At 68.5% G+C, this 24,921-nt stretch carries 21 protein-coding genes; 13 read left to right on the forward strand and 8 right to left on the reverse strand.

Translation table 11 applies throughout. From position 1 onward, the window contains the following. Positions 1 to 7: 7 nt before the first annotated feature. From MRBLMX7_RS09120 to MRBLMX7_RS09135, 4 genes are read right to left on the reverse strand one after another with little or no spacing between them, the layout of a single operon-like run. On the reverse strand, positions 8 to 1,312 hold the full coding sequence (locus MRBLMX7_RS09120) for a Gfo/Idh/MocA family protein (protein ID WP_363367780.1): 1,305 nt from the start codon (positions 1,310 to 1,312) through the stop codon (positions 8 to 10). After that, positions 1,309 to 2,127, reverse strand: coding sequence for a carbohydrate ABC transporter permease (locus MRBLMX7_RS09125; RefSeq protein WP_363367782.1), 819 nt, complete (start codon positions 2,125 to 2,127; stop codon positions 1,309 to 1,311). Before MRBLMX7_RS09125 ends, MRBLMX7_RS09120 begins: the two co-directional genes overlap by 4 nt. Next, positions 2,124 to 3,044: a carbohydrate ABC transporter permease gene (locus tag MRBLMX7_RS09130; RefSeq protein WP_363367784.1), complete on the reverse strand. Its 921-nt coding sequence runs from the start codon at positions 3,042 to 3,044 to the stop codon at positions 2,124 to 2,126. The genes MRBLMX7_RS09125 and MRBLMX7_RS09130 overlap by 4 nt, the downstream gene beginning before the upstream one ends. Before the next feature lie 9 nt (positions 3,045 to 3,053). Then, positions 3,054 to 4,373 (reverse strand): ABC transporter substrate-binding protein, encoded by a 1,320-nt coding sequence (locus tag MRBLMX7_RS09135; RefSeq protein ID WP_363367786.1) that lies wholly within the window; start codon positions 4,371 to 4,373, stop codon positions 3,054 to 3,056. A 134-nt stretch (positions 4,374 to 4,507) separates the two neighbouring features. On the opposite strand from MRBLMX7_RS09135, the gene MRBLMX7_RS09140 reads away from it, so the two are divergent. From MRBLMX7_RS09140 to MRBLMX7_RS09150, 3 genes are all read left to right on the forward strand, one after another. Further along, positions 4,508 to 5,590 (forward strand): ROK family transcriptional regulator, encoded by a 1,083-nt coding sequence (locus MRBLMX7_RS09140; protein ID WP_363367788.1) that lies wholly within the window; start codon positions 4,508 to 4,510, stop codon positions 5,588 to 5,590. A 92-nt stretch (positions 5,591 to 5,682) separates the two neighbouring features. Then, positions 5,683 to 6,969 (forward strand): glycoside hydrolase family 16 protein, encoded by a 1,287-nt coding sequence (locus MRBLMX7_RS09145; RefSeq protein WP_363367790.1) that lies wholly within the window; start codon positions 5,683 to 5,685, stop codon positions 6,967 to 6,969. A 56-nt stretch (positions 6,970 to 7,025) separates the two neighbouring features. Further along, positions 7,026 to 7,655: a hypothetical protein gene (locus MRBLMX7_RS09150; RefSeq protein WP_363367792.1), complete on the forward strand. Its 630-nt coding sequence runs from the start codon at positions 7,026 to 7,028 to the stop codon at positions 7,653 to 7,655. A 173-nt stretch (positions 7,656 to 7,828) separates the two neighbouring features. Here MRBLMX7_RS09150 and MRBLMX7_RS09155 read toward each other — a convergent pair whose 3' ends face one another. From MRBLMX7_RS09155 to MRBLMX7_RS09170, 4 genes are all read right to left on the reverse strand, one after another. Beyond that, the gene (locus MRBLMX7_RS09155; protein WP_363367794.1) at positions 7,829 to 8,746 is read right to left on the reverse strand and encodes a glycine betaine ABC transporter substrate-binding protein; all 918 of its coding nucleotides are present in this window, start codon (positions 8,744 to 8,746) and stop codon (positions 7,829 to 7,831) included. A gap of 56 nt (positions 8,747 to 8,802) precedes the next feature. Next, positions 8,803 to 9,801, reverse strand: a complete 999-nt coding sequence (locus MRBLMX7_RS09160; protein ID WP_414685091.1) for an ABC transporter permease — start codon at positions 9,799 to 9,801, stop codon at positions 8,803 to 8,805. Then, on the reverse strand, positions 9,801 to 11,120 hold the full coding sequence (locus tag MRBLMX7_RS09165; RefSeq protein ID WP_363367796.1) for a quaternary amine ABC transporter ATP-binding protein: 1,320 nt from the start codon (positions 11,118 to 11,120) through the stop codon (positions 9,801 to 9,803). The genes MRBLMX7_RS09160 and MRBLMX7_RS09165 overlap by 1 nt, the downstream gene beginning before the upstream one ends. A gap of 321 nt (positions 11,121 to 11,441) precedes the next feature. Next, the gene (locus MRBLMX7_RS09170; RefSeq protein WP_363367798.1) at positions 11,442 to 12,644 is read right to left on the reverse strand and encodes a class I SAM-dependent methyltransferase; all 1,203 of its coding nucleotides are present in this window, start codon (positions 12,642 to 12,644) and stop codon (positions 11,442 to 11,444) included. A gap of 61 nt (positions 12,645 to 12,705) precedes the next feature. On the opposite strand from MRBLMX7_RS09170, the gene MRBLMX7_RS09175 reads away from it, so the two are divergent. The 10 genes from MRBLMX7_RS09175 (at position 12,706) to MRBLMX7_RS09220 (ending at position 24,876) form a co-directional block, all read left to right on the forward strand. Next, positions 12,706 to 13,362 carry a TetR family transcriptional regulator gene (locus tag MRBLMX7_RS09175; RefSeq protein ID WP_363367800.1) on the forward strand — a complete coding sequence of 219 codons (657 nt, stop codon included), beginning with the start codon at positions 12,706 to 12,708 and terminating at the stop codon, positions 13,360 to 13,362. After that, on the forward strand, positions 13,359 to 14,432 hold the full coding sequence (locus MRBLMX7_RS09180) for an ABC transporter ATP-binding protein (protein ID WP_363367802.1): 1,074 nt from the start codon (positions 13,359 to 13,361) through the stop codon (positions 14,430 to 14,432). Before MRBLMX7_RS09175 ends, MRBLMX7_RS09180 begins: the two co-directional genes overlap by 4 nt. Continuing rightward, on the forward strand, positions 14,429 to 15,229 hold the full coding sequence (locus MRBLMX7_RS09185) for an ABC transporter permease subunit (RefSeq protein ID WP_363367804.1): 801 nt from the start codon (positions 14,429 to 14,431) through the stop codon (positions 15,227 to 15,229). Before MRBLMX7_RS09180 ends, MRBLMX7_RS09185 begins: the two co-directional genes overlap by 4 nt. Before the next feature lie 104 nt (positions 15,230 to 15,333). Then, positions 15,334 to 16,113, forward strand: coding sequence for a carbon-nitrogen hydrolase family protein (locus MRBLMX7_RS09190; protein WP_363367806.1), 780 nt, complete (start codon positions 15,334 to 15,336; stop codon positions 16,111 to 16,113). A 108-nt stretch (positions 16,114 to 16,221) separates the two neighbouring features. Then, entirely contained in the window at positions 16,222 to 17,691 is a 1,470-nt protein-coding gene (locus MRBLMX7_RS09195) for an APC family permease (protein ID WP_363367808.1), read from the forward strand. A 44-nt stretch (positions 17,692 to 17,735) separates the two neighbouring features. Next, positions 17,736 to 18,446, forward strand: a complete 711-nt coding sequence (locus MRBLMX7_RS09200) for a FadR/GntR family transcriptional regulator (protein WP_363367810.1) — start codon at positions 17,736 to 17,738, stop codon at positions 18,444 to 18,446. A 204-nt stretch (positions 18,447 to 18,650) separates the two neighbouring features. Then, the gene (locus tag MRBLMX7_RS09205) at positions 18,651 to 19,046 is read left to right on the forward strand and encodes a GntR family transcriptional regulator (protein WP_363367812.1); all 396 of its coding nucleotides are present in this window, start codon (positions 18,651 to 18,653) and stop codon (positions 19,044 to 19,046) included. After that, positions 19,043 to 19,954 (forward strand): ABC transporter ATP-binding protein, encoded by a 912-nt coding sequence (locus MRBLMX7_RS09210; protein ID WP_363367814.1) that lies wholly within the window; start codon positions 19,043 to 19,045, stop codon positions 19,952 to 19,954. The genes MRBLMX7_RS09205 and MRBLMX7_RS09210 overlap by 4 nt, the downstream gene beginning before the upstream one ends. After that, positions 19,954 to 20,640: a hypothetical protein gene (locus MRBLMX7_RS09215; RefSeq protein ID WP_363367816.1), complete on the forward strand. Its 687-nt coding sequence runs from the start codon at positions 19,954 to 19,956 to the stop codon at positions 20,638 to 20,640. The genes MRBLMX7_RS09210 and MRBLMX7_RS09215 overlap by 1 nt, the downstream gene beginning before the upstream one ends. A 219-nt stretch (positions 20,641 to 20,859) precedes the next feature. Then, positions 20,860 to 24,876: a LamG-like jellyroll fold domain-containing protein gene (locus MRBLMX7_RS09220; RefSeq protein WP_363367818.1), complete on the forward strand. Its 4,017-nt coding sequence runs from the start codon at positions 20,860 to 20,862 to the stop codon at positions 24,874 to 24,876. Positions 24,877 to 24,921: the final 45 nt, after the last annotated feature.

The following is a 24,921-nucleotide window of genomic DNA, read 5'->3' on the forward strand; positions in this document are numbered from 1 at the left end:
GGTCAGGTTACGACGCGGGGACCCTCTGTCCGGAGGGGGTTGCGCGAGGCATCGGAGGCACCTCGACCACCGACCCGCGCGCCCGCGACTCCTCCGCCAACCAGACGATGCGATGCGTGTCGAGGCTCTCATCCGGACCGGACAAGAGGTTCGAGTGATCCCCCGTGCGCACGGCGTCCAGGAAGGCACGCACGAGAGCATCATCCGCGCCGCCGTGCCCGTCAGCCGCACTCGCGTTCCCCGAACTCCCTGGTGTGATCTCGTATTTCTCGTCGCGGACGAAATCGTGCACGCGCAATGTGCGACCGTCACCCTCGATGCATCCCGTCGTGCCGAAGAGTCGCGTCTTGCGGAAGTCGAGTTCGGTGAAGGCCGTGAGAGTGAAGGATGCCGTCACGCCACCCTCATACTCGATGTTCACCACTTGGTGGTCGACGACATCGTTCTGGCCATCGAAAACGCAGCGCCCGTACGGCCCCTCACGGAGTGCTCGGTCGACTCCGCCCGCCGTGACATCCACGGTGAGCACCGACAGCGGCCATCGTTCGAATGTCTCATCGCCGAGGAAGCCCCGGTAGATGGTCGTGGCCGAGTACGCACAGGAGTTCTGCAGGGGGCAGTCGACGCAGCGAGGTGCCGCATCCGCCGGTTTGTTCTCCGGTCGGAAGTGCAGGAGGCTGCCGAACGACGACACCCGCCGCGCCGGAAGACCGACGATGTACGACAGCCAGTCGATGTCGTGGCTGCTCTTCGTGAGGAGCAGAGGACCGGAGTCCTCCTCGCGTGCCCAGTTGCCTCGCACGTACGAGTGCGCGAAGTGCCACCAGCCGATCGGTTCGAGGTGCTCGACGGAGACGAGGCGACCGATGGCTCCCTCGTCGAGCAGACGCTTCAGCGCGCGCGAATAGCCGGAGTACCGCATGACATGGCAGACGGCGAGCATGACCCCCGCGTCCTTCGCAGCGGCCACGACACGGGCGGACTCGGCCTCGGTCGGCGCGATCGGCTTCTCCAGCAGCAGGTGATAGCCCGCTTCCGCCAAGCCGATCGCGGGCTCGACGTGCAGTCGATCCGGTGTGGCCACGACTGCGGCGTCGGCGATCCGGTCCGGCAGCGCCGCCAGCGCCTCCCAGTCCGGAAGCACGCGGATCGACTGATCGGCGAACTCCTCGAGGAAGGCGCGCAGGCGGCCCTCGTCGGGCTCCACCACGGCCGTGATCCGTGCGCCCTCGACGCGTGCCCGCCTCGCGTACCCCGAGCCGCGCGAACCCGCCCCGATGATCGCGAGTCGGAGTGGATCGGGGACCGTCATTTGAGTGCTCCTTGGACGAGGCCGGCGACGAACTTGCGCTGGAAGATGAAGTAGAGGGTCACGACCGGTGCGATCACGATGATGGTGCCGGCGGCGAGCAGCGGGATGTTCTCCCCGTACTGCTGCACGAACGTTCCGAGCCCCGACGGAGCGGTGCGCCGGGACGGATCGCGGATGAGGATGAGCGCGAGCAGGAACTGATTCCACGCCCACATGAAGGTGAGGAGCGCGTAGGTGACGACCGCCGGACGAGCGCCGGGGAGGAGGATCTGCACGAGGATGCGAAGACGCCCGGCGCCGTCGAGCTGAGCCGCTTCGATGATCTCCGCGGGCACGGACTCGAAGTGCGTGCGCATCCAGAAGATCCCGAACGGCATGAACGCTCCCACGAGCGGGAGGATGACAGCCCAGTAGGTGTCGATCAGACCTGTCGACCGCATGGAGAAGTACAGAGGTACCACGATGGCCTCGTACGGGAGGGTGAGGCCCGCGAGGAAGAAGGCGAACAGCACACCCTTCGCCGGCACCCGCATCGATCCCATCGCATACCCCGCGAGAGTGGCGCAGACAACGGCCACGGGCACCACCACCAGAGCGATGACCGCGCTCGACGCGAGCAGCGAGCCGAATCCCGCCATGGTCCACGCAGTGAGGAAGTTCCCCCACTGCGGATCCGTCGGCCATGTGAGCCGCGGAGCAAGGGTGTCGGCGGGCTGCAGAGCCGCGGAGAGCAGGGCGAGGAACGGGACGATGACGCTGAGGACGGCGACGAGCAGGAACACCGTCGACAGGACTCTGGATGCCGTGGCTTTCATGCGCGGGCCCTTCCGATGCGGCCGATCATGGTGACGAAGACGAGGATGATCGCGCTCAGCACGGTCGCCAGCGCGCACGCCAGCCCCACCTCGTTCGACGTGAAGACGAGCTTGTAGATGAGCACACCGGGAACGATGGTCTGGTAACCAGGGCCGCCGCCGGTCGTGACGTAGACGATGTCGAAGCTCGCCAGCGCGCTGATCAGCGTCACCGTGACCGCCACGACGATCTCCGCCCGCACGCCCGGCACCGTGACATGCCAGAACTGCCGGACGGGTCCGCACCGGTCGAGCCGGGCGGCCTCGTACAGCGATGGATCGATCTTCTGGATACCGGCGAGCAGCAGCATCATGCAGAGCCCCGTCGTGACCCACGTGCCGATGACGCCCACGGAGGGGTAGGCCCAGGTGAAGTCTCCGAGCCAGGCACGGGCGATCCCTCCGAGTCCGACCGCCGTGAGGAGCTGGTTGACCGGTCCATCGGCAGCATAGAGATAGCGCCACACCACGCCCACCGCGACGAGCGGAAGGATCTGTGGGAGGAACAGCACCGTGCGCACGAACCCCGAGCCTCGGCGCGGTCGCGCGGCGATCACGGCGGCGATGATCAGGCCGAGCGCGACCGGGAAGGCGGTGTAGAAGACGATGAAGCCCAACCCGTTGCGGAGTGCGACGAGAAGGCGCTCGTCCGTGAAGACCTTCGCGTAGTTCTCGAGCCCTGCCCACGTGGCCGCACCGATCCCGTCCCAGTTCCAGAACGAGAGCCAGATGCTCTGCACCCACGGCGCGATGGTGAAGGTGCCGTAGAACACCAACGCAGGCAGGAGGTAGAGCAGCGATCCCCACGCACGACGGTGGAGGCGACGAGAGGGGCCGGTGCGGCGACCGGACCCCTCCCGGGAAGCAGATGACGTCACGATCGTCGATCAGTCGCCGTGGGCGGCGACCCAGTCGTCCTGGACGGAGGCGATGAAGGCGTCGACCGTGGTCTGCCCCGCGATCAGCTGCTGTGTGCCGGCCTTGAGAGTGTCGTTCATCGTCGCTGTGGCGTTGTTGTTGAAGGCCACGAGGCCGTTCGCCGCGGCGACCTCTGCCCAGGCGGCGACGATGTCCCCCTGGAGCGTGCCGTCCTCCGCCACAGCCACCGTGGGGTCGTCGGGCATGAATCCCTGAGCGAACTGCTGCTCGCTGGCCTCCGGCGAGCGCAGGAAGTCGAGGAACGCGGCAGCCTCGTTCGGGTGCTTGCTCTGCGTGGAGATCGCGTACGCCACTGACGTGCCGATGCCAGTCACGTCGTCGCCGGGGAACGAGACGAAGCCCGCATCCTCGCCGAGGGCGTCGCCGATCTTGCCGGCGTCCCAGATCCCGTCGACGAGGAAGAGCCCCTTGCCTTCGGTGAAGTTGTCGACCGCGCCCTGCAGGTCGGTGCCGTTGACGGTCGTGGCGTCGCCGAGATACCCGGCCTTCTGCCACTCCACGAGAGTCTGTGCTGCCATGCGGTTCGCGTCGGTGTCGAAGCTCTCCCCCTTGTGCCCGAAAGCCCAGGCGTTCGCAGCATCCGCCCCGCCGGCCCCCTGGCCGAGCAGCTGCACGATGAACGCCGCATGCCCTTCGGCGTTGCCGAGTTGGATCGGCAACGTACCGGCCTCCGATGCGGTCTTCAGCGCGGTGACGAACTCGTCGGCTGTGGTCGGAGCCTCGATCCCGAGCTCTGCGGCGATGGCTTTGTTGTAGTACGCGCCGACGAGCGAGAAGCCAGCGGGGGCGGCGTAGAGCTCCCCACCCGCACCGAGCGTTGCGCCGTCCGCGGCGACACGCCACTGATCCAGCTGGTTCGACGGGAAGAAGTCGGTCCATCCGTACAGATCCGCGTAGTCGTCCAGCGGGAGCACGAGCTTGTTCTTGACGGTGTTGGCGACGGCGTTCAACAGCACGATGTCGGGCGACCTGTCGCCGGACAGGTTCAGGTTCACGCTCTGGTTGTAGTCGTCGTAGTTCGTCTGCGAGTACTCGACGGTGATGTTCGGATGCTTCTTCTCGAAGGCCGCGATCGTCGCCTCGGTGGCGGCGCCGGACTCCGGCGTGGACATGAGGGTGAGCGTGACGGCCTCGTCAGTGAGGTCGGTGCTGGCCTCGACGCCGGCGCCGGTGCCGGTGTTCGCTGCGCCGGGAGCGCACGCGACGAGAGTCAGTCCGAGGAGGGTGGTCGCCGCGAGCGGCAGGAGGAGTCGAGTGCGACGGTGCATGGTGGTCTCTTTCTGGGCTTAAGGTATTTTGCAACTCTCTGGTGTAATTGATCAAGATAGGTGAGCACCCCCACCCTGTCAAGCCGATCTCCCGCGAGGAGCGATGTGCCGCGCGATTGTGGTAGTCAGGACTGGTGACCACACAGGCGCTCGGAACCGATCTCGCAGCCATGCGACGACTGAATGACAACGCCGTGCTCACCACGCTCTGGGACGCCGACTCCCCGGTGACCGCCGCGCAACTCGCCGCAGCCACAGGCCTGTCTCGCACGACCGTCGAGACAGTGCTCACCGGACTCGTCGAGGTCGACCTCGTCGACGCCGAGCTGCTGCGACCCACGAAGGCCGGCCGACCTGCTCGCGGGTACAGCTTCGCCGCAGACCGCGGCGTCACGATCGGCGTCGATGTGGGACCCCACGGCATCTCGGGCATCGCCGGCGACTTGCGCGGTGCGACGAGCGCTCCATACCGCCGGGTCGAGGGCGACCTGTCCGGAGGGGAGCAGGCCGCCACTGCGGTCGTCGACATGGTGAAGGATCTGCTGACAGAATCGGCGACCCCCTCCGACGACCTCGCAGCCCTCTCTGTCGGCATCCCCGGCATCGTCGACGCGGACGGGAAGCCCGCGAAGACGACGGTGGTGCCCGACTGGCTCACGACCGACATCGACGCTCACCTGCGTCAGGCCTTCCCCGGCTCCCGAATCACGTTCGACAACGACACGAAGCTCGCCGCGCTCGCCGAGACGCAGCGCGGCACGGTGGGCGACGATGAGACTGCCGTCCTGCTGCGCGTCGGGAACCGCATCTCGGCCGCCTCGATCATCGACGGACGTGTCGCGCGGGGCGCACACGGGGCGGCGGGCGAGATCGGGGCTCTCGGCCGGGTGGCCTGGCCCGAGGCGCGGCAGCGCTTCGCGGAATCCTTCCGGGGCGGCGACGCCGACGGAGCAGCCGTCGCGGCATTCGCGGGCGACATCGCCGACGGGCTCGGAGCCCTCGTGCTCGCAGTGGACCCGCACGTCGTCGTCGTGAGCACTAGCCACCCTGACACATCCCTGCGGTTGGCGGAAGCGCTCCACGTCGAGCTCTCCCGTCGCGCGCTGTTCCTGCCTGACGTGCGCACCTCTCCCTTAGGCCCGACGGCACCGTGCATCGGAGCGCTCGCCGTGAGCTCCTCCGCGGCCCGCGAGCACCTCTTCTCTCGCGAGTATTGACAATTACGAAAGAGTTCGGGTTAATTGCCTCGCCGGGATGATCGCACTGCGTCGACCCGGATTCGATCACTGTCGATCTCGAGGAGAACCCCATGTCACGCAGACAACTGCCCCGCGGTCTCGCCGCCATCACAGCCACGGCTCTCGCTGTCACCGCTGTGGCGCTGAGCACATCCGCTGCTCATGCCGCAGATACACCACCCAACCCGCTCGACAAGCCCGGGTACACCCTGGACTTCAGCGAAGAGTTCAACGGCACCGCGCTCGACACCTCGAAGTGGCTCCCGAACTACCTCCCGCACTGGGTGCCCGCTGAGGACATCAGCGACACGGCCGCGCGATACACCGTCTCGAACGGAACGATCAAACTCCGCGTGGAGCAGGATCAGCCGCCGTGGAACCCGGACCAGGACGGAACCGTCGTATCGTCGGCGATCCAGACCTTCAATCAGAACAACTGGCACCCGTTCAACAGCAGCGCCGTCAACCGCAACAGCCTCCCCACATTCAACGGCTACTCCACCAAGTACGGGTACGTCGAAGTCCGAGCGAAGAACTCCAACGCCGGAGGCGGCGGCCACCAGGCGCTCTGGCTCGTGGGCACCAATACGACCGGCGGACAGTCCGAGATCGACATGATCGAGACCTTCTTCTCCACGCCGAACAGTTGGCGCATCGCCGCCTACGGCTGGGGAGACCCCAACTTCCTCTCCTCCTGGACCCTCGACACGGTGCCGGTGTCGGGATCGCCGACGACCGAGTTCCACGTGTACGCGATGAACTGGACGCCGACCGAGCTGAAGTTCTACTACGACGGCCAGCTCGTGAAGACCATCAACGACGCCCCGAACACGGCGATGGGCATCATCATGAACATCTACACGGGTGCAGGCTCCGGACAACCCAACAGCGTGTGGCCGAAGCAGTGGGAGGTCGACTACCTGCGCGTCTACAAGGACAACGCGGGATACAGCGAAGCCGTCTCTCCCACCTGGAAGCTCATCAACAACCGCCACCGCACCGGGGCGATGAACGTGGAGCCGAACGACGGCTTCGTGCGTTTCGGCGACGTTCCCAGCACGTACTGGAGCGCCCAGTGGGTGCCGGAGACCACCTCGTCAGGGGCCACGAAGTATCGCAATCGATGGACGAACCAGTACCTCTATGTGAGCGGCAGCGCCGTGAAGCACGGGAGTGCAGCAACCGCAGGGACCGCTGCCGAGTGGTCCACCCCGTCGGCCGGCAGTGGATTCATCCGCATTCAGAACGGGTCCGGATCCCTGCACGTCGAGAACGGCACAGGGAAAGTCGAGTTCGGGGTCACGCCGACCACATGGTGGTCCTCGCACTGGAAGCTGAACCCGGCCCCTGCCAACTGACCGACCCGTCGGAGGGGAGGGTGCTCCACCGCATCCTCCCCTCCGAGAGGAGCACCATGACGTCTCGCTTTCACCGCCTCGTCGCGGCATCCGCTGTCGCAGTGATCTCGGTCATCGCACTGACCGCATGCACGGTGACCACCGAAAACCCACGCTCGGAGAGCACGAGCACGACTCCGACGCCCGGGTTCGACCCCACCGACACCTTGTGGAGCATCAGGTCAACCCACGAAGAACTGCCTCTCGACGACCACGATGTGCAGGAGCTGCAGAAGGCCGTGGCATTGCACTCCGGGGTGTCCGACAACCGGTCTCCCGACTCGGTCCGCGCGTCGGTGGCGACAGAGGCGGAGTCGTTCGCCCCGTTGTTCCGCGAAAGGCTCGCGACCGAGGGGTACGCTGATGCTGTCGTCGCGATGTACGTCGACAACGATCTGACCATCGAGCAGACCGGGGTGGCATGGACGCCATCGACGGTGGACGAGGACCGCACGCATGCGACGGTCGGCTTCGAGTCGATCTTCCGGATAGTGAGCGCCTCCGAGGGGTTCCTCCACGAGCTGGAGGCGGAGGCCGGCGTCGAGGTAGTCCAGCCACGTCAGTACCGGCTGACGAAGATCGACGGCGAATGGCTCATCGACGACATCGAGAAGGGGCCGCTGAGGAAGGCGCAGGATTCCCGCTGACTCTCTCCGGCGGCGGACACCGCGATGGGCGGAGAATCCGGCGTGGATCCTCCGCCCAGCGGTGAGAACTCCGCCCGAAGCGACGAGACGAAACGCGGTGAGGCGATCTGAACCTCACCGCGTTTCGTCTCGCCGCGCTCGCTCAACGACCGGGGGCGTGCCCCGGCGTCAGGTCAGCTGACCACCCAGTCGAAGTCCGAGCCGTGCTCCTCGAGCCACGCGTCGACGGCATCCGCTTCCTTGCCCTCGCCGAACTCGTTGACGACGAGATCCTCGAGCGAGCCGTACTGCTCGTCGTCGAGCTTGATCTTCTCGATCAGCTCTGCGGCCTCAGGGAACTCCTCCGCGAAGCCCTTCGTGCCGAGGAAGTGCAGGGCCTCGGCCTCGCCCATGGCGCCCTTGGGATCCTCGAGGTCCTTCAGCGGGAAGGCGTCGTTGGCCCAGAACGGACGCCACAGCGTCACGACGATGTCCTGCTCGGCGTCGGTGGCCGACTTCAGCTCGGTGAGCATCGCGGCGGTCGACGAGGTGACGAGCTCGTACTCGCCGTCGAGACCGTACTCGGGCATCATCTTCTGCGTCTGCGCCGTGAGGCCTGCGCCCGGCTCGATGCCGATGATCTTGCCGTCGAACTCCGCGCCCTTGCCTGCGAGGTCCTCGATCGAGTTCAGCTCGGAGTACTCGGGCACCGCGATCGTGAGCTTGGCGTTGTCGTAGTACGCGCCGAGATCCTCGATGTCGTCGCCGTACTCGTCCATGTAGGACTTGTGGGTCAGCTCGGGCCATGCCGAGGGGTAGATGTCGACGTCGCCCTGGGCCAGACCCGTGTACAGCGGGCCCGCCTCGGTGAGCGTCTTCATCTCGACCGTGTAGCCGATCTTCTCGAGCTGGTCCTGCAGCAGGTAGGCGGTGCTCAGGCCGTCGGTCCACGAGGGCAGGAACCCCAGCGTGATGGTGCCCTTGTCGCCGCCGCCTTCGCTGCCGCTGCCGGAACCGCCTCCGGTTCCGCCCATGCCGTCGCCGCTGCAGCCCGCGAGGGCCAGGGTCGCGGCGGCGCCGAGTGCGGTGATGGTCAGGAGCTTCTTCTTCATGTGTGTCTCACTCTCGTTACGTATGGGTGCTGTGTGATGGGAAGGGATGAGTCGAGTCAGCCGATGCCGCCGCCGGGTGCGCGACGCGGCGACGCCTTGATGCGCTCGGCCTCGTCCGCCGCATCCTTCGTGTCGGATGCCGCGTTCTCGCGGGCCATGTCCCGAGCGGTGTCGTCGAGACGGCGGCGGTCACGACGACGCGACAGGATGCCGAGCAGCGAGGAGCGGTTCTCCGACGGCGATCCGAGCGCGGCGGTCACGCGGTCGAGGAAGACCGCGATGAGCACGACGCCGAGTCCCGCCTCGACGCCCTTGGCGATGTTGATCGTCGAGATCGCCTCGACGACGATCTTGCCGAGTCCGTCGGCACCCGCCATACCGGCGATCACGGCCATCGACAGGGCGAGCATGATGACCTGGTTGACGCCGGCGAGGATCGTCGGCATCGCGAGCGGGAGCTGGATGCCGCGGAGGATCTGACCGGGCTTGGCGCCGAACGCCTGTCCGGCCTCGACGGTCTCGGAGTCGACGCCGCGGATGCCGAGCTCGGTGAGTCGCACGCCCGGGGGCAGCGCGAAGATCACGGTCGCGACGAGTCCGGGGACCACGCCGATGCTGAAGAACACGATCGCGGGGATCAGGTAGACGAACGCGGGCATCGTCTGCATGAAGTCGAGGACCGGCTTCAGGATCGTGCGCACCGTCGCGTTGCGGGCCGACCAGATGCCCAACGGGACCGCGATGATGACCGCGATCACGGCCGCGACGAGCACGAGCGCGAGCGTCTGCATCGCAGGAACCCACAGGTTCATCGCGACGATGAGCGTGAACGACACGACGGTGCCGATCGCGAGCTGCCACGAGCGCACCAACCAGGCGAGCAGCGCCGCGACCACGATGATCACGACGAAGTGCGGGCTGAGCAGCGCGCGAGTGAGCCCGTCGACGAGGAAGCTCACGACGAAGGAGATCACGTCGAGCAGGCCGTCGAGGTTGGTCTTGATCCAGTCGACACCGGCGGCGACCCACGAACCGAGGGGAATGCGGAAGTCCATCAGCGCACCTCCTCCGGGGTCGGGGTCTCGTCTCGCGGCGGCGCGGCGGAAGGATCAGCGGTCCAGCCGTCGTCGAGCACGGCATCGATCTCCGCCTGCGGCATGGGCAGGAGCGGAAGCGTGAGCTCGCCGGTCGCGCCGGGCCCGGGGCCGAGAGCGGCGAGGAGGGTGATGCGGGGGATGACGCCGACCAGGCGACCCTGGGCGTCGACGACCGCGAGCGGCAGCGGCGACTCGACCGAGGGGATGAAGAGGTTCATCAGCACCTCGTCCTGACTCACGCTCTGCGGCGCGGGCTTGAGGATCGAGTCGAGCGTGGTGACGCCCTGGCGCACGAGCTTGACGGCGTCGCGGTCGGTGACGATGCCGAGCAGCTTGCGGTCGCGTCCCGTGACGTACGTGGCCGACATGAAGGCATCGCGCATGTGGCGCAGGGCCGTACGGGGGCCGGCGGTGTCGGCGACGACCGGACGCGGACGCTCCATGACGTTCGCGGCGGTGAGCACGCGAGCACGATCGACGTCCTGCACGAACTGCTCGACGTAGTCGTTGGCCGGGTCGGTGAGGATGTCCTCGGGCGTGCCGATCTGCACGATGCGGCCGTCGCGCATCACGGCGATGCGGTCGCCGAGGAACATGGCCTCATTGAGATCGTGCGTGATGAACACGATGGTCTTCTGCAGCTTCTCCTGCAGTTCGAGCAGCTGCTCCTGCATCTCCCGTCGGATGAGCGGGTCGAGGGCGCTGAACGCCTCGTCCATGAGCAGGATGTCGGAGTCGGCGGCGAGCGCGCGGGCGATGCCCACCCGCTGCTGCATCCCGCCGGACAGTTCGGAGGGCAGCTTGTCGGCCTGGCCTTCGAGGCCCACGAGCGAGAGGATCTCCTCGGCCTTCGCGAGGCGCTCGGCCTTGCCGACGCCCTTGAGCTCGAGCGGGTAGGCGACGTTCGCAGCGACCGTGCGGTGCGGCAGCAGGGCGAAGTGCTGGAACACCATGGAGACGCGGTCGCGGCGGATCTCGCGCAGACGCGCACCGGGGATGCCGGTGATGGCGTCGCCCTCCACGAGGACGGAGCCGTCGGTCGCCTCGTGCAGGCCGTTGAGCATGCGGATGATGGTGGACTTGCCGGAGCCCGAGAGCCCCATGATGACGAAGATCTCGCCGCGGTTCACGGTGAAGCTGGCGTCGATGACGGCAGCCGTTCCGTTCTCGGCGACGTCGGTGCGGCTCTCCCCCGACTTCAGGCGGCGGACCGCCTGGTTCGGGTTCTTCCCGAACACCTTGTACAGATTGCGCGCTTCAAGAGCGATTTCGGACACGTTTCCCCTGCGGCTCGCCTTCGGGTGGCTGAGCCTGCTTCGGTTACGCCCGGGTGACGCTCCCGGCCGTTTCGACATGCTGCTGTGGCGGCGCGGACGGCGGATTTCGGATCCACCGCGATAGAGCATCGACCGTACGCCCACGCCTCTTCGCAGCACAGCTCATCGAAAGAAGGACGTGACCGCGGACTGGTCTACGGACCGTCAGGCCCGACTTCCAACGTAACGAAATGGCCGGTCAGGGGCAAATCCGCATTTGCTAGCCTGTCTGACTTTCTCCGCCTGACCGGGGGATTGCCCAGGTGTCGCCCGGGCGTTTCGTCAGCGCCGGATGCTGCGCGTGACGGTGAACTTCGGGGTTCGGTGCAGCTGCTCGGTCGGACCGACGATGCGGCCCAGCTCAGCGCGGTAGCCGAGCGAGGAGTTGAACACCGTGACGAGCTCCCCGCCCGGGCGGAGGATGCGTGCGGCGGCCCCGAACAGCCGCGTCGCGGCCCCCGTGTGCACGCTCGTGCCGAGGTGGAACGGAGGGTTGAGCAGCACCAGGTCGACACTCGCATCGGCCAGCTCCGAGGCCGCGTCGTCGTGCATGACGGCGACCCGGTCGGCGACGCCGTTGCCCGCCGCGGTGGCGCGGGCGGAGGCGACTGCCGCGGCGGAGCGGTCGGTCGCGATGACCCGGGCATCCGGGTGGGCCAGGGCGTACGAGACGGCGAGCGCGCCCGTGCCGCAGCCGAGGTCGACCACGACCGGCGCGGCTGCCGGTGATTCCTCGTTCACAACTCCGGAGAATCGGCCGGCTGATGGCCGCTGGACCTCGGTCTCCCCGGATTCGGGCGCGCTTCTCCGGAGTTGCGGATCGGCGAGCCCGAGCACGTCGAGGAGAACCCGCGTGCCGATGTCGAGCTTCGCGCCGGCGAACGCCCCACCGTGGGCCGCGAGGACGAGGTCGCCATGCCGCTGCTCCACCGGGAACGGCGGCTCGACCGGGACCTGCCGCGGTTCGGCGGCGACGACGAGGCGGGATTTGCGCTCGGCGCGCTCGGCCTGCACACGGCCGAAGCTTCGCGCGAGCACCTCGTTCTGCGCGAGAGTCATGTGCTTGACCCGGCCTCCCGCGACGAGCACGACGTCGGGAGGGGACCACCGCGCGACGGCATCCGCGATCTCCTCGAGCTCGGCGAGCGCCTTGGGCAGCTGCAGCAGCACGACCCTCGCCCCGGACAGCAGCGCCGCCCCGAGGTCGTGCGGCTCGAATCCCTCGAGGCCGAGGTCTGCGGCGTTGAGCGCGAGCGCACGGCGCCCGGTCGCGAGGTCCTGGTGGACGCGGATGCCGCGGAGCCCGGATGCCGTCAGTGGCAACGTGATCGCGCCGTACTCGTCGCCGATCACGACGATCTCGGGTCCCTCCACGCCGAGGGAGAGTGCGCGGTCGACGAGCAGCAGGTCGGTCGCGTCGTGCGCCTGCAGGTTCTCCGCCTCCACGTCGGGGCGACGGCGCAGGCGCGAGTAAGGGAAGTCCACTCCACCAGCGTACGAGCGCGACCTGTTGACACCGACTGAACGTGTGTTTATCATTCTGTACATGCGTTCAGCACCCGATGACCTCACCGCCCGCGCGCGGATTCGCGACGCGGCGATCGTCGCCTTCGCCCGTGACGGCTTCGACGCCGCCAGCCTGCGCAGCATCGCCCGGGAGGCCGGCGTCAGCGCGGCGCTCATCGTGCACCACTTCGGCGACAAGAACACGCTGCGCGACGAGTGCGACGCCTACGTCGTGAGCGTCTTCATCGACGAGGACCACGGGGTGATCGACGCCCCGACGCAGGACCGCATCCGCGCCGCCATGCACGACATCGAACGCTACGGGCCCTACATCGACTACCTCGCGCGCATGCTCGTCGACGGCTCGCCCGCGGCCGACCGGCTGTTCGACAGCATCCTCGATGGAACCCGCGCCGTGCTCGACGGACAGCGCGACGCCGGAATGCTCGAGCCGATGAGCGACCCCGAGATGACGACGCTGCTCGTGACGCTGATCGGGCTCGGACCGCTCGTCATGCGGGCGCAGCTCAGCCGGGTGCTCGGCTCCGACCAGCTCAGCCCGGCCGGCCTCCGGCGTCTGACTCTCCCCACCATGGAGCTGCTGACCCACGGGGTGTACTCGACGACCGCGCTGCTCGACGGCACGCGGCAGGCCCTCGCCGACGACGAGGCTGCGACGGAAGGAGAGACGTCATGACCGACGCGATCGAGATCCAGAGGCTGCACAAGCGATACGGCCACCGGGTCGCCCTGCACGAGCTCGACCTGCACGTGCGCCCCGGCACCGTGTTCGGGCTGATCGGCCCGAACGGCGCGGGCAAGACCACGACCCTGCGCACGCTGGTCGACGTGATCCGCCCCTCCTCGGGGAGCGTGCGCGTGCTCGGCGAGGACCCCCGGCACGGTGGGGCGGCGCTGCGTCGCCGGCTCGGCTATGTGCCGGGCGAGCTGCGTCTCGACGGACGATCGAGCGGGCACCGGATGCTGTCGTTCTACGCGCAGGTGTCCGGTGCCCACGACACCGCCGCGACACTGCGCACCGCGCGAGAGCTCGCCGACCGTCTCGGCGTCGACCTGAACCGCCCCGTGCGCACGCTGTCGAAGGGCAACAAGCAGAAGGTCGGCCTGATCCAGGCGTTCATGCACCGCCCGGAGCTGCTGATCCTCGACGAGCCGACCAGCGGCCTCGATCCGCTCGTGCAGCGCGAGTTCCTGCAGATGGTGCGCGAGGCGCGGGATGCCGGGCAGACCGTCCTGCTCAGCTCGCACGTGCTCAGTGAGATCCAGCAGACCGCCGACGAGGTGGCGGTGCTCGCCGACGGGCGGGTCGTGGCCGACGGCGACGTCGCCTCGCTGCGTCTGGGGTCGGTCCGCCGCATCCGCGCCGCGGTCAGAGCGACGGATGCCGTGGCCGTACGATCCGCCTTCCAGGCCCTGCCCGGAATCTCCGGCTTGGAGGTGCGCGATGCTGACGGCATCCTGCACGTCGCCGTCACCGTCGAGGGCGCGATCGATCCGTTCGTGAAGACGCTCGCGGCGTGGGAGGTGCGGGATCTCACGGTCGAGGAGCCCGACCTGGAGGAGTCTGTGCTGCGGCTCTACGGCGAATCCGGTTCTCCGGCCGCGGTGACGCCGACGCCCCGCTCCGTCGCCGACACCCCCTCCGCATCACGCGATTCCGCAGGGGCCTCGGCGCCGGGCAGGGGCGTCGAGGGAGCGGGCACCGCCCCACGAACACGGCGCGCACGGCGGGAGGAGCGGCGATGAACGGCATCCTGCCCGTGTTCCGGCGCGGTCTGCGCGAGTCGTGGCGCAGCCTGCTGGGGTGGACCCTCGGCCTCGCGGCGGTCCTGGGCCTCTACCTGCCCCTGTACCCGAGCCTCGGCGGCAGCGCACAGCTGCAGGACCTCATCGCCGCCCTCCCGAAGCAGCTCGTCGAGACCATCGGCTACGACCAGATCTCGAGCGGCGCCGGTTACACGCAGAGCACGTTCTACGGGCTGATGGGCTTCCTCCTGTTGACGATCGCCGCGGTCGTGTGGGGGTCTGCCGCGCTGGCCGGTGCGGAGGAGAGCGGCCGCGCCGAGCTCGACCTCGCGCACGGCATCGGCCGCGGGCAGTACGCGCTCGAGTCCGCGCTGGGTGTGCTCGTGCGGCTGCTGTGGCTCGGCGGGTTCTCGGGCCTGATGGTGGCGGCGCTGAACGGCCCGTCCGACCTCGGGCTCGACGGCTGGCGCATCGTGGGTGCGAGCGCCGCCCTCACGGGGCTCGCGTTCCTCACGGCATCCGCCGCACTGCTCGCGGGGGCCGCGACGGGTCGCCGGATCTGGGCGACCGGCGTCGGCGCAGGCATCGCGGTGCTCGGGTACATCCTGCAGGCGCTCGCGAAGCAGTCGAGCGATCTGGAGTGGATGAACGCGCTGTCGCCGTACGCCTGGGTGTACCGGCAGTCGCCTCTGGCCGAAGGAGTGGATGCCGGGGGCTTGGCGCTCACGTGGGGTCTCGCGGTCGTGTTCGCGGCCGCGTCGGCTCTCGCACTGCGCTCCCGCGATCTCCGCGGCTGAGGGTCTTCCTCTTGCGCAGGTAACACGATCGGAACACAATGGTCATCTAATAGATCACAATGATCTGTTTGATGGGTGCATCGTCGCACCACGAGGAGCATCCGATGACCTTGACCATCGCCGGCCTGCAGCATGAGGGCGTCCCGGGAGACGTCGACGCCAACCTGGCGATCGTCGCCGCCGCCGCGCGGGATGCCGTCGCGCAGGGCGCGCAGATGCTCGTGACCCCCGAGATGTTCGTGACGGGGTACAACATCGGCGAGCGCCTCGCCCCGCTCGCGACCCCCGACCTCGGCGACCGCGTCGCGACGATCGCCTCCGCCGAGGGCATCGCGATCGTCGCCGGACTCCCCGAACCGATGCCCGGAGGCGGGATCGCGAACTCTCTCGTCCTGATCGACCGCGACGGGCGCGAACTGCTCCGCTACCGCAAGACCCACCTGTTCGGCGACCTCGACCGCAGCCTGTTCGAGCCGGGCGACGCCCTCCCCGGCACGGTCGAGCTGCACGGCGTCCGGCTCTCGGTGCTCATCTGCTACGACGTCGAGTTCCCCGAGACCGTGCGCGCCGCAGCCCTCGACGGAGCGGATGCCGTGATCGTGCCGACCGCGCAGATGGAGCCCTACGCGCACATCGCCGAACGGCTCATCCCGGTGCGCGCCTGGGAGAGCCAGATCCACGTCGTCTACGTGAACCGCGTGGGCGTCGAGGGCGACCTCGCCTATGTCGGCCGCAGCAGCATCGCCGCCCCGGACGGCACGACGCTCGCCGCCCTCGGCCCGCACGACACCGGTCTCCTGATCGCCACGATCGATCCCGAGACCACCCGCAGCGCTCGCCAGGAGAACCCGTACCTCCACGACCGCCGCACCGACCTGTACTGATCCGGCACGACCGCGCCGACGGCACCACCCGCACGACCCGCACCACTCTCGCTGTCCGACCCCCTCCTCCCGCATCCGCCCGTGGATGCTCAGCCGAAAGTGACCCTCATGACCGTCTCCCCCCTCGCCGAGCCGCGCCAGCGCCTCGACGGCCAGCTCGGCACCGGCGCGATCGTCTTCATGGTGATCGCCGCCGCCGCACCCCTCACCGTGATCGGCGGCAACGTGCCCATCGCGATCGGCTCGGGCAACGGCCCCGGTGCGCCGATCGGCTTCGCGCTCGCCGCCGTGATCCTCCTGGTGTTCTCGGTCGGCTTCGTGACCATGACCCCGTTCGTGAAGGAGGCCGGAGCCTTCTTCTCCTACGTCACGGCAGGCCTCGGCTCACGCCTCGGTCTCGGCACCGCCTTCACGGCGCTGGTCGCCTACACCGCCATCCAGGTCGGCGTGTACGGCTACATGGGCTGGGCGGTCGACGACCTCGTGACGTTCTTCGGCGGGCCGAGTCTCCCCTGGTGGCTCTACTCGTTCGCGACCATGGCGATCGTCGCGGTTCTCGGCTATCGACACATCGACCTGAGCGCCAAGGTGCTCGGCATCGCCCTGGCTCTCGAGATCCTCGTGGTGGTCGTGCTCGACGTCGTGATCTTCGCGACGGGCGGCGCCGACGGCATCGCGATGGAGACCTTCGACCCCGCGAACGTGTTCACCGGAGGAATCGGCGTCGCCGTGCTGTTCGCCCTGACCGGCTTCATCGGCTTCGAGGCGACGGCGGTGTTCCGCGACGAGGCGCGCACCCCCGAGCGCACGATCCCGCGGGCGACCTACCTCGCGGTGATCATCATCGGGGTGTTCTATGCGATCTCGTGCTGGGCTCTCGTCACCGGCGTCGGTGCGGCGAACGCGGTCGCTGTCGCGCAGCAGACGCTCGCGGGCGAGGGCAACCTGCTGCTCGACACGACGACGAAGTACCTCGGGCCGATCGTGCGCGATGTCGTGCAGGTCCTGCTCATCACGAGCCTGTTCGCGTGCGTGCTGTCGTTCCACAACGTGATCGCCCGCTACCAGTTCACGCTCGCGCAGAAGTCCGTGCTGCCCGCGCGCCTCGGCCGTCGGCACGCCTCGCACCACTCCCCGGCGTTCTCCTCCGTCGTGCAGACGATCACGGCGGCCATCGTGCTCGCGGTGCTGGCCGTGCTGGGCCTCGACCCGCTCGTCGGGGTCTTCGGCTCGATGGCCGGCGTGGCGACGGTCGGCATGGTGCTGCTGATGCTGACGACCTCGATCGCGGTGCTCGTGTTCTTCGCACGACGCCCCGAGCTGGCCTCCGGGCGCTCCGTGAAGGCCCGGGTCTTCCCGGTGCTCGCGGTGATCGGCCTCGTGCTCGCGCTGTGGCTCGTGCTGTCGAACTTCACGCTCGTCACCGGCGGCAGCGTCGTGGTGAGCACCGTGCTCGCGCTCATCCCCGTCGCGGCCATGGTGGTCGGTATCGTGTGGGGCAGGCGCTTCCGCCTCGACGCCGAACCCGCCGAGGACGACGCCGCACCGGGTCGCGCGGAGGAACGCGCGACGAGCTAGGCCGAGCAGGCCCGGCCGGTGCCTACCCGAGACGAGGACGCACGATGGACCTGGCCTCCCCGGCGCTCGGCGCGATCCGCCGCACCACGGCCGTCGACACCGTGCGGGCCCGCATCTCGCTGGCCCTCGAGCTCGGGATGCTGGTGCCCGGCCAGCGCCTGCCCGGCACGGACGACACGGCCCGCGCGTTCGAGGTCAGCGAGATGACCGTGCGCCGCGCCTACCGCGCGCTGAGCGAGGAGGGCGTGGTCGTGCGACGCAAGGGCCACGCGGGCGGCACGTTCATCGCCGACTCGCCGGCCGTCGGGACCGTCGGCGAGATCGACGCGTACCGGGCGGACGCCGCGCACGTGCACGCCCTGATCGACCAGCGAGCCGTCCTGGAGGCAGGCCTCGCCGCGGTGGCGGGCGCCGCGCCCGACGCTGCCCGGCTCGCGCGGCTCGACGCCCTGGTCGAGGAGATGCGCACGGTGCCGGACTGGACGGGGTTCCGCACCGCTGACGCGGCGTTCCACGAGGAGCTCGCCGCGATGGGCGGTGCTGCGGGAGCCGTCGACCTGCACCACCGGGTCTCGCACGAGCTCTACGCGTACTTCATCCCCTACCGCATCGAGTATCTGCGGGAGTCGAACGAGGAGCACGCCCGCCTCGTCGACGCGCTGCGCGCCGGGGATGCCGGTGCTGCGAGCCGTCTCGCCTTCGACCACGTCGCCGAGCTGCACGGGTCGATGTACGTGGGCCGCCCGCGCGCCTGAGGCGCACCGACGGTCCCGGTGTCGAGACCGCCCTCGCCCCCGGGCGCAGATTCGGAAGTGGCGTCCGACACGCCGCGCCGAGACCTACCGAGACGGCGCGTCACGCCATCCGCTCCGAAACCGTGCCCGACGCGCTGTTGACACGCGTGCGGTTAGGTGGTTACCTAGTCGAGTAACTAACCCACCAACCAACGCGGAGGACTCGTGATCGAAGAAGGAAAGCCCCTCTTCCTCCAGATCGCCGAGCAGATCGAGGATTCGATCATCGACGGCTCGCTCGAGGAGGAGACGCAGGCGCCTTCGACGAACGAGCTCGCCGGCTTCTACCGGATCAACCCTGCGACGGCAGCGAAGGGAGTCGCCATGCTCACCGACAAGGGAGTGCTGTACAAGCGCCGCGGCATCGGCATGTTCGTCGCCGCCGGCGCCCGCGACATCGTGCTCGGAGAGCGTCGCTCGGCGTTCGCCGACCGCTACATCGACCCGCTCCTCGCCGAAGCCCGCACGCTCGGACTCAGCGCCACCGACCTCGCGACCCTGCTCACCGAGCGGGCCGCACAAACCGACGCAGCACAGACAGAAGGGAAGAACCCCGCATGACCGCCGTCATCGAGGTGCAGAACCTCACGAAGCGCTACAAGGACAAGCGCGCACTCGACAACGTGTCGCTCAGCCTCGAGGGGGGCTCGATCTACGGCCTCCTCGGACGCAACGGCGCCGGCAAGACGACACTCATGTCGATCCTCACCGCGCAGAACTTCGAGTCGTCCGGCACCGTGAAGGTCTTCGGAGAGCACCCCTACGAGAACACGCACGTGCTCAACCGGGTCTGCTTCGTGCGCGAGAGCCAGAAGTACCCGGACGACGCCTATCCACGCCACGCCTTCAAGGCCGCGAGCCTGTTCTTCGAGAACTGGGACCAGGCGCTCGCGGACGAGCTGATCGAGCAGTTCCAGCTGCCCATGAAGCAGACCATCAAGAAGCTCTCCCGCGGCCAGCTGTCGGCGGTCGGGGTGATCATCGGGCTCGCCTCGCGGGCCGACCTCACGTTCTTCGACGAGCCATACCTGGGCCTGGATGCCGTGGCGCGGCAGATCTTCTACGACCGGCTGATCGAGGACTACGCCGAGCACCCGCGCACGATCATCCTCTCGTCGCACCTGATCGACGAGGTCTCGAACCTCATCGAGAAGGTGATCGTGATCGACAACGGGCGGATCCTGCTGAACGAGGACACGGATGCCGTGCGTGACCGCGCTGTGACCGTCGTCGGCGATGCCGCGAAGGTGGATGCCTGGGCCTCCGGCCGCGAGGTCCTGCACCGCGAGGCGCTCGGCCGGGTGGCGTCCGTCACCGTGCTGGGGCGGCTCAGCGCCGAGGAGCGCGCCGATATCACGGCATCCGGCCTGGACCTCGCGCCGGTCTCGCTGCAGCAGCTGATCGTCCGGCTCACGCAGAAGGCGGAGTCGACCCCGACGGGCGACCCCACGAAGGAAGGAGTCCGCTGATGCGACGCACGCTCAACGTCGTCCGCCTGCAGCTGATCAACCGGCAGACCTTCGTCTGGGTCCCGTTGATCGTGCTCGGCGCCGCGACCCTGATCTCGGTGCTGATCTACGCCATGATCCCGGGCGACGAGCCCAAGTACGGCGGCGGCGGGCAGGCGCCCCTCTGGTACTTCTTCGCGATCGGGATGTCTGCCATGACGCTCACCTTCCCGTTCTCCCAGGCGATGAGCATCACTCGACGCGACTTCTTCCTCGGCACCGTGCTGACGGCCGTGCTGGGCAGCGCGTTCATGGGCGTGCTGTTCCTCCTCGGAGGAGCCGTCGAGACCCTCACGAACGGATACGGCGTGAACGGGTGGGTCTTCTACCTGCCGTGGCTGTGGGAGGCCGGTCCGGTCGGGGCGTTCATCGTCTACTTCACGCTCGCACTGTTCTTCTTCGTCGTGGGATTCACAGGCGCGACGATCTACAAGAGCTGGGGTCCGCTCGTGCTCACGATCGTGAGCATCGCGCTGGCGCTCGTGCTCGTCGGGCTCGTGTTCCTCGTGACGCGCCTCGAGCTGTGGGGTCACGTCGGACGCGGAATCGGTGATCTCGGAGCCCTCGGCCTGGCGCTGTGGGGACTCGTCGTGGTCGCGGTCCTCGCGGGGGTATCGTTCCTCGCGTTCCGCCGGGCGATCCCCTGACCGATCACGACCATCCCGAGGGGTGGGGCCGCGTCTCGACGCGGTCCCACCCCTCGCCTGCGCGGCGCCGCCGCGTGTACACAGCACCGACGGCATAGTGTGAACACCCCTCCTCTACCCTCGTTCCCATACCCGCCGCCGTCCACCCGTGGGCGGCGGCGACCACACATCGATCCGCACGCTGGGGCGTGCTCTGTGCTGAATTCTGGGGAGAACGACGTGCACACCACTGGGGATGGCCGCTTCGGCGCGGCCGGGAACGGCGGCGCTCGCCGCGCGCGAAGGACGACGCTCTGGGGAGCCGTCGCCCTGACACTGGGGCTCACGTTCGGGGGCCTGTCCGTTCCCGCCGCGTCGACGGCCGACACCTCTCCGGCGCCGGGCACGCCGGAGACGGTCGCCGCCGACGGGCTGCCGACCGTGCAGATCGACGGGGTCGTCTACGCACAGGAGGTCGTCGGCAACACCGTGTACGTCGGCGGCAGCTTCACGAAGGCCCGACCGGCCGGCGCCGCCCCCGGCACGAACGAGACGCCTCGCGCGAACCTGCTGGCGTACGACCTCACGACCGGCGAGCTCATCTCGTCGTGGGACCCGGGCGCGAACAACACCGTGCTCGACATCAAGAAGTCCGCCGACGGGACGCGCATCTACGTCGCCGGCATGTTCTCGAAGGCCGGCGGAGCGTGGCGGTACCGGGTCGCAGCCTTCGACACCGTGACCGGAGCGCTCGTCACGGGCTGGGCCCCCGAGGCCAACGGACGCATCGACGGCCTCGCCGTCACCGAGTCCGCCGTGTATCTGGCGGGCGAGTTCACCACGATCAACGGCACGCAGCGCACCAAGGTCGCCGCCGTGTCGACGACGACGGGTGCGGTGACGGGTTTCACCGCGAACGTGCAGGGAGGCTACGGAGCCAAGGCCGTCGTGGTGTCCCCCGACCGCTCCAAGGTCGTCGTCTCGGGATCGTTCACCTCGGTGAACGGATCGACGAACCCGGGCCGAGGCATCACCGCCCTGAACGCGAGCACGGGTGCGATCATGCCGTGGGCCATGAACAGCGTGCTCCGCAACGGCGGCGCGAGCGCGAGCGGCTACGGCATCATGTACTCGCTCTCATCGGACGGCGAGAGCGTCTACGGGACCGGCGCCGCGCACAACTTCCAGGCCGACGGCGGCGCCTTCGAGGGTGCGTTCCGTGCGAACTGGAGCGACGGCAGTCTGGTCTGGATGGAGGACTGCCACGGCGACAGCTACGACATCGCTCCCACGCCGTCGACCGTCTACGTCGTCGGACACCCGCACAACTGCTCGAACATCGGCGGCTTCCCGGAGTCGTCCGAACTGCGGTTCAAGAACTCGCTGGCCTTCTCGCAGGCGCCGACCGGCCCGGTCATCACGAAGGACAAGGTCGGAGGACCCTACGGGAACTTCGAGGGCAATCAGGCACCGACGCTGCTGCAGTGGTACCCGAGTTGGACCCCCGGCACGTACACCGGCCAGTCCCAGGGCCCGTGGCAGGTGACCGCCGCCGGCGACTACGTGCTGATCGGCGGGGAGTTCCTCAAGGTGAACGGCGTGGCCCAGCAGGGCATCGTGCGCTTCGCCTCGAAGAACGTCGCGCCGAACAAGCAGGGACCGCAGGAGCAGGGCAGCGCATGGAAGCTCAACGCCTCCGCTGTGCGCGCGGGGAACAAGCTGACGTGGAGCGCGAACTACGACCGCGACAGCCAGAAGCTGATCTATCAGGTGTTCCGTCAGGACAAGGGGATGACGACTCCCCTCACCGAGACGACCGCGATCTCCAACTTCTGGACCCGCCCGGCGATGTCGTTCATCGACACGACCGCGACCCCGGGCGCGACCCACAACTACCGCATCAAGGCCATCGACGGGTTCGGCAACTCCACGCAGACGGACTGGACGCCCGTCGTCACGACCGCGAACGTCGCGGCGTCGAACTCCTATGACAAGGCCGTGCTCGCAGGCAACCCGACCGCGTACTGGCCGCTCAACGAGGGCGGCGCCGCAGCCGGACTCAACTGGGTGAGCGCCAACGACCTCGCGTTGAGCAACGCGTCTCTGGGGACCACCGGCCCGCTTCTGTCGACTCCGACGTCGAAGTCGACAGCGTTCACCGGTGCCGACACCTCGGGCGGCGGCAGCAAGAACTCCCTCTCGGCGCCGCAGGTCTTCACGATCGAGGCGTGGTTCAAGACCGCGAGCAAGACCGGAGGCGCGATCGTCGGCTTCAACGCCGCCCAGAACGGCAAGGCGGGCACCCATGATCGGGACGTCTACCTCGACAACACCGGACGGGTCACGTTCGGGGTGTGGAAGGGATCGCAGCAGACGATCACGAGCACTCCCGGGTTCAACGACGACACGTGGCACCACGTCGTCGCCTCCGTGAGCTCCGCCGGGCAGACACTGTACGTCGACGGCGTGCAGATCGGATCGAAGCCGACGGTGACCACCGCCGACGCGTACACCGGGCACTGGCGAGTCGGCGGCAGCATGACGACGGCGTGGGCGAATGCGGGCAGCAGCTCGTTCCTCAAAGGCGCGGTCTCGAACGTCGCGATCTACGACCGCGGACTGTCGGCGAGCGAGATCGCCGCGCACCGGCAGGCGGGCCTGCTCACCCCGACGGCAACGCCGGCGCCCACCGCATACGACGATGCAGTGCTCACGGCGGCTCCGGTCAGTTACTGGCCTCTGAACGAGAGCAGCGGCAACGCGGGATTCGACCGGGCCGGCAGCAACCACCTCATCGTGGACAACGGGACGCGAGGATCGACCGGTCCCGTCACCACCTCTTCCGCACCGACGACCACGTTCGCGGGTACCGCAGGCTCGGGAGCACGGACGCTCACCTCGGCTCCCGCGCCGCAAGTCTTCTCGATCGAGGCGTGGTTCAAGACCGACAGCACCAGCGGAGGCAAGATCATCGGTTTCGGAGACGCCGCCACTCGCGACTCCGTGAGCAACGACCGCAACGTCTACATCGACGGCGCAGGACGTGTGTCGTTCGGCGTGTATCCGGGAGAGACGCGGGCCATCGGTGGTGGTGCGAACTTCAACGACGACCGCTGGCATCATGTCGTCGCCACGCTCAGCCCCTCCGGTCAGAAGCTGTACGTAGACGGCGTCGAGATCGCAGCAAGCCTCGACACGACGTCCGCGCACCCCTACTCCGGCTATTGGCGGATCGGCGGCGACACGATCGGTGGCTGGCCGAACGCCGGCACCAGCCCGTATCTGAAGGGCGCGATCTCGAACGTCGCCATCTACGACCGAGTCCTGACCCCGAGCGAGATGGCATCGCATCGAAAGATCGCTCTGGGTGTGCTGAACCAGGCTCCGGTGGCGGCGTTCACGCCGACGGCGACGGGTCTGTCGGTGGCGGTGGACGGGTCGGCGTCGGCGGATCCGGACGGCACGATCGCGTCGTACGCGTGGAACTTCGGCGACAACGGCACGGCCACGGGTGCGACGGCGTCGCACACGTACACCACGGCCGGCACCTACCAGGTCACCCTCACGGTGACGGATGACAAGGGCGCGACGAACACGGTCACCAAGCCCGTCACGGTCACGGCTCCTCCGGCGAACGCGCCTCTGGTCACCGACACGTTCACCCGCACGGTCCCGTCCGGCGGGTGGGGCACGGCCGATCTCGGCGGCGCGTGGACGCTGCAGGGCGGTGCCACGGCGTACTCCGTGAACGGCACGGGCGGTGTGGTGTCGATGGCTCCGTCGCAGACGCGCACGGCACGCCTGGGATTGTCGGGCACGGATGCCGTGGTCCGGGTGTCGGTCGCGGCCGACCAGGTCGCCACCGGCGGTGCGGCGACGGCGACCGTGATCGGTCGTCAGGTCGCCGGGTCCAACTACTCGGCCCGGGTCCGGTTCGAGGTCGGCGGAGGGGTGCGCCTGTACCTGCTGCGCGACGAGACCGCTCTGGGCTCGTACCTGATGCCGGGTGTGACCTACACGCCGGGAACCGTGCTGAACGTGGCTCTGTCGGTCACCGGCACGAACCCGACGACCCTGTCCGCGAAGGTCTGGAAGGCCACGGACGCCGAGCCGGCGACGTGGCAGGTCACCGCGACCGACACCACCGCGGCCATGCAGACCGCCGGCACCGTCGGACTCATGAACACCGTCTCGGGAGCATCCACCCTCCCCGCCACCGTGTTCACCTGGGACGACCTCACCATCACCAAGCCCTGAGGCGACACCCTGAGGACGGGCGACCAGGGGACGAGCCGGGACCGG

Source organism: Microbacterium sp. LMX7-1.2 (assembly GCF_040675935.1).
In the GTDB taxonomy this organism is placed as follows: Bacteria; Actinomycetota; Actinomycetes; order Actinomycetales; family Microbacteriaceae; genus Microbacterium.

Bases quoted from the DNA above. Each gene is read 5' to 3' on its own strand.
- MRBLMX7_RS09120 (WP_363367780.1), bottom strand. From the start codon at position 1,312: ATGACGGTCCCCGATCCACTCCGACTCGCGATCATCGGGGCGGGTTCG.
- MRBLMX7_RS09125 (WP_363367782.1), bottom strand. From the start codon at position 2,127: ATGAAAGCCACGGCATCCAGAGTCCTGTCGACGGTGTTCCTGCTCGTC.
- MRBLMX7_RS09135 (WP_363367786.1), bottom strand. From the start codon at position 4,373: ATGCACCGTCGCACTCGACTCCTCCTGCCGCTCGCGGCGACCACCCTC.
- MRBLMX7_RS09145 (WP_363367790.1), top strand. From the start codon at position 5,683: ATGTCACGCAGACAACTGCCCCGCGGTCTCGCCGCCATCACAGCCACG.
- MRBLMX7_RS09150 (WP_363367792.1), top strand. From the start codon at position 7,026: ATGACGTCTCGCTTTCACCGCCTCGTCGCGGCATCCGCTGTCGCAGTG.
- MRBLMX7_RS09155 (WP_363367794.1), bottom strand. From the start codon at position 8,746: ATGAAGAAGAAGCTCCTGACCATCACCGCACTCGGCGCCGCCGCGACC.
- MRBLMX7_RS09160 (WP_414685091.1), bottom strand. From the start codon at position 9,801: ATGGACTTCCGCATTCCCCTCGGTTCGTGGGTCGCCGCCGGTGTCGAC.
- MRBLMX7_RS09175 (WP_363367800.1), top strand. From the start codon at position 12,706: ATGCGTTCAGCACCCGATGACCTCACCGCCCGCGCGCGGATTCGCGAC.
- MRBLMX7_RS09180 (WP_363367802.1), top strand. From the start codon at position 13,359: ATGACCGACGCGATCGAGATCCAGAGGCTGCACAAGCGATACGGCCAC.
- MRBLMX7_RS09185 (WP_363367804.1), top strand. From the start codon at position 14,429: ATGAACGGCATCCTGCCCGTGTTCCGGCGCGGTCTGCGCGAGTCGTGG.
- MRBLMX7_RS09190 (WP_363367806.1), top strand. From the start codon at position 15,334: ATGACCTTGACCATCGCCGGCCTGCAGCATGAGGGCGTCCCGGGAGAC.
- MRBLMX7_RS09195 (WP_363367808.1), top strand. From the start codon at position 16,222: ATGACCGTCTCCCCCCTCGCCGAGCCGCGCCAGCGCCTCGACGGCCAG.
- MRBLMX7_RS09200 (WP_363367810.1), top strand. From the start codon at position 17,736: ATGGACCTGGCCTCCCCGGCGCTCGGCGCGATCCGCCGCACCACGGCC.
- MRBLMX7_RS09210 (WP_363367814.1), top strand. From the start codon at position 19,043: ATGACCGCCGTCATCGAGGTGCAGAACCTCACGAAGCGCTACAAGGAC.
- MRBLMX7_RS09215 (WP_363367816.1), top strand. From the start codon at position 19,954: ATGCGACGCACGCTCAACGTCGTCCGCCTGCAGCTGATCAACCGGCAG.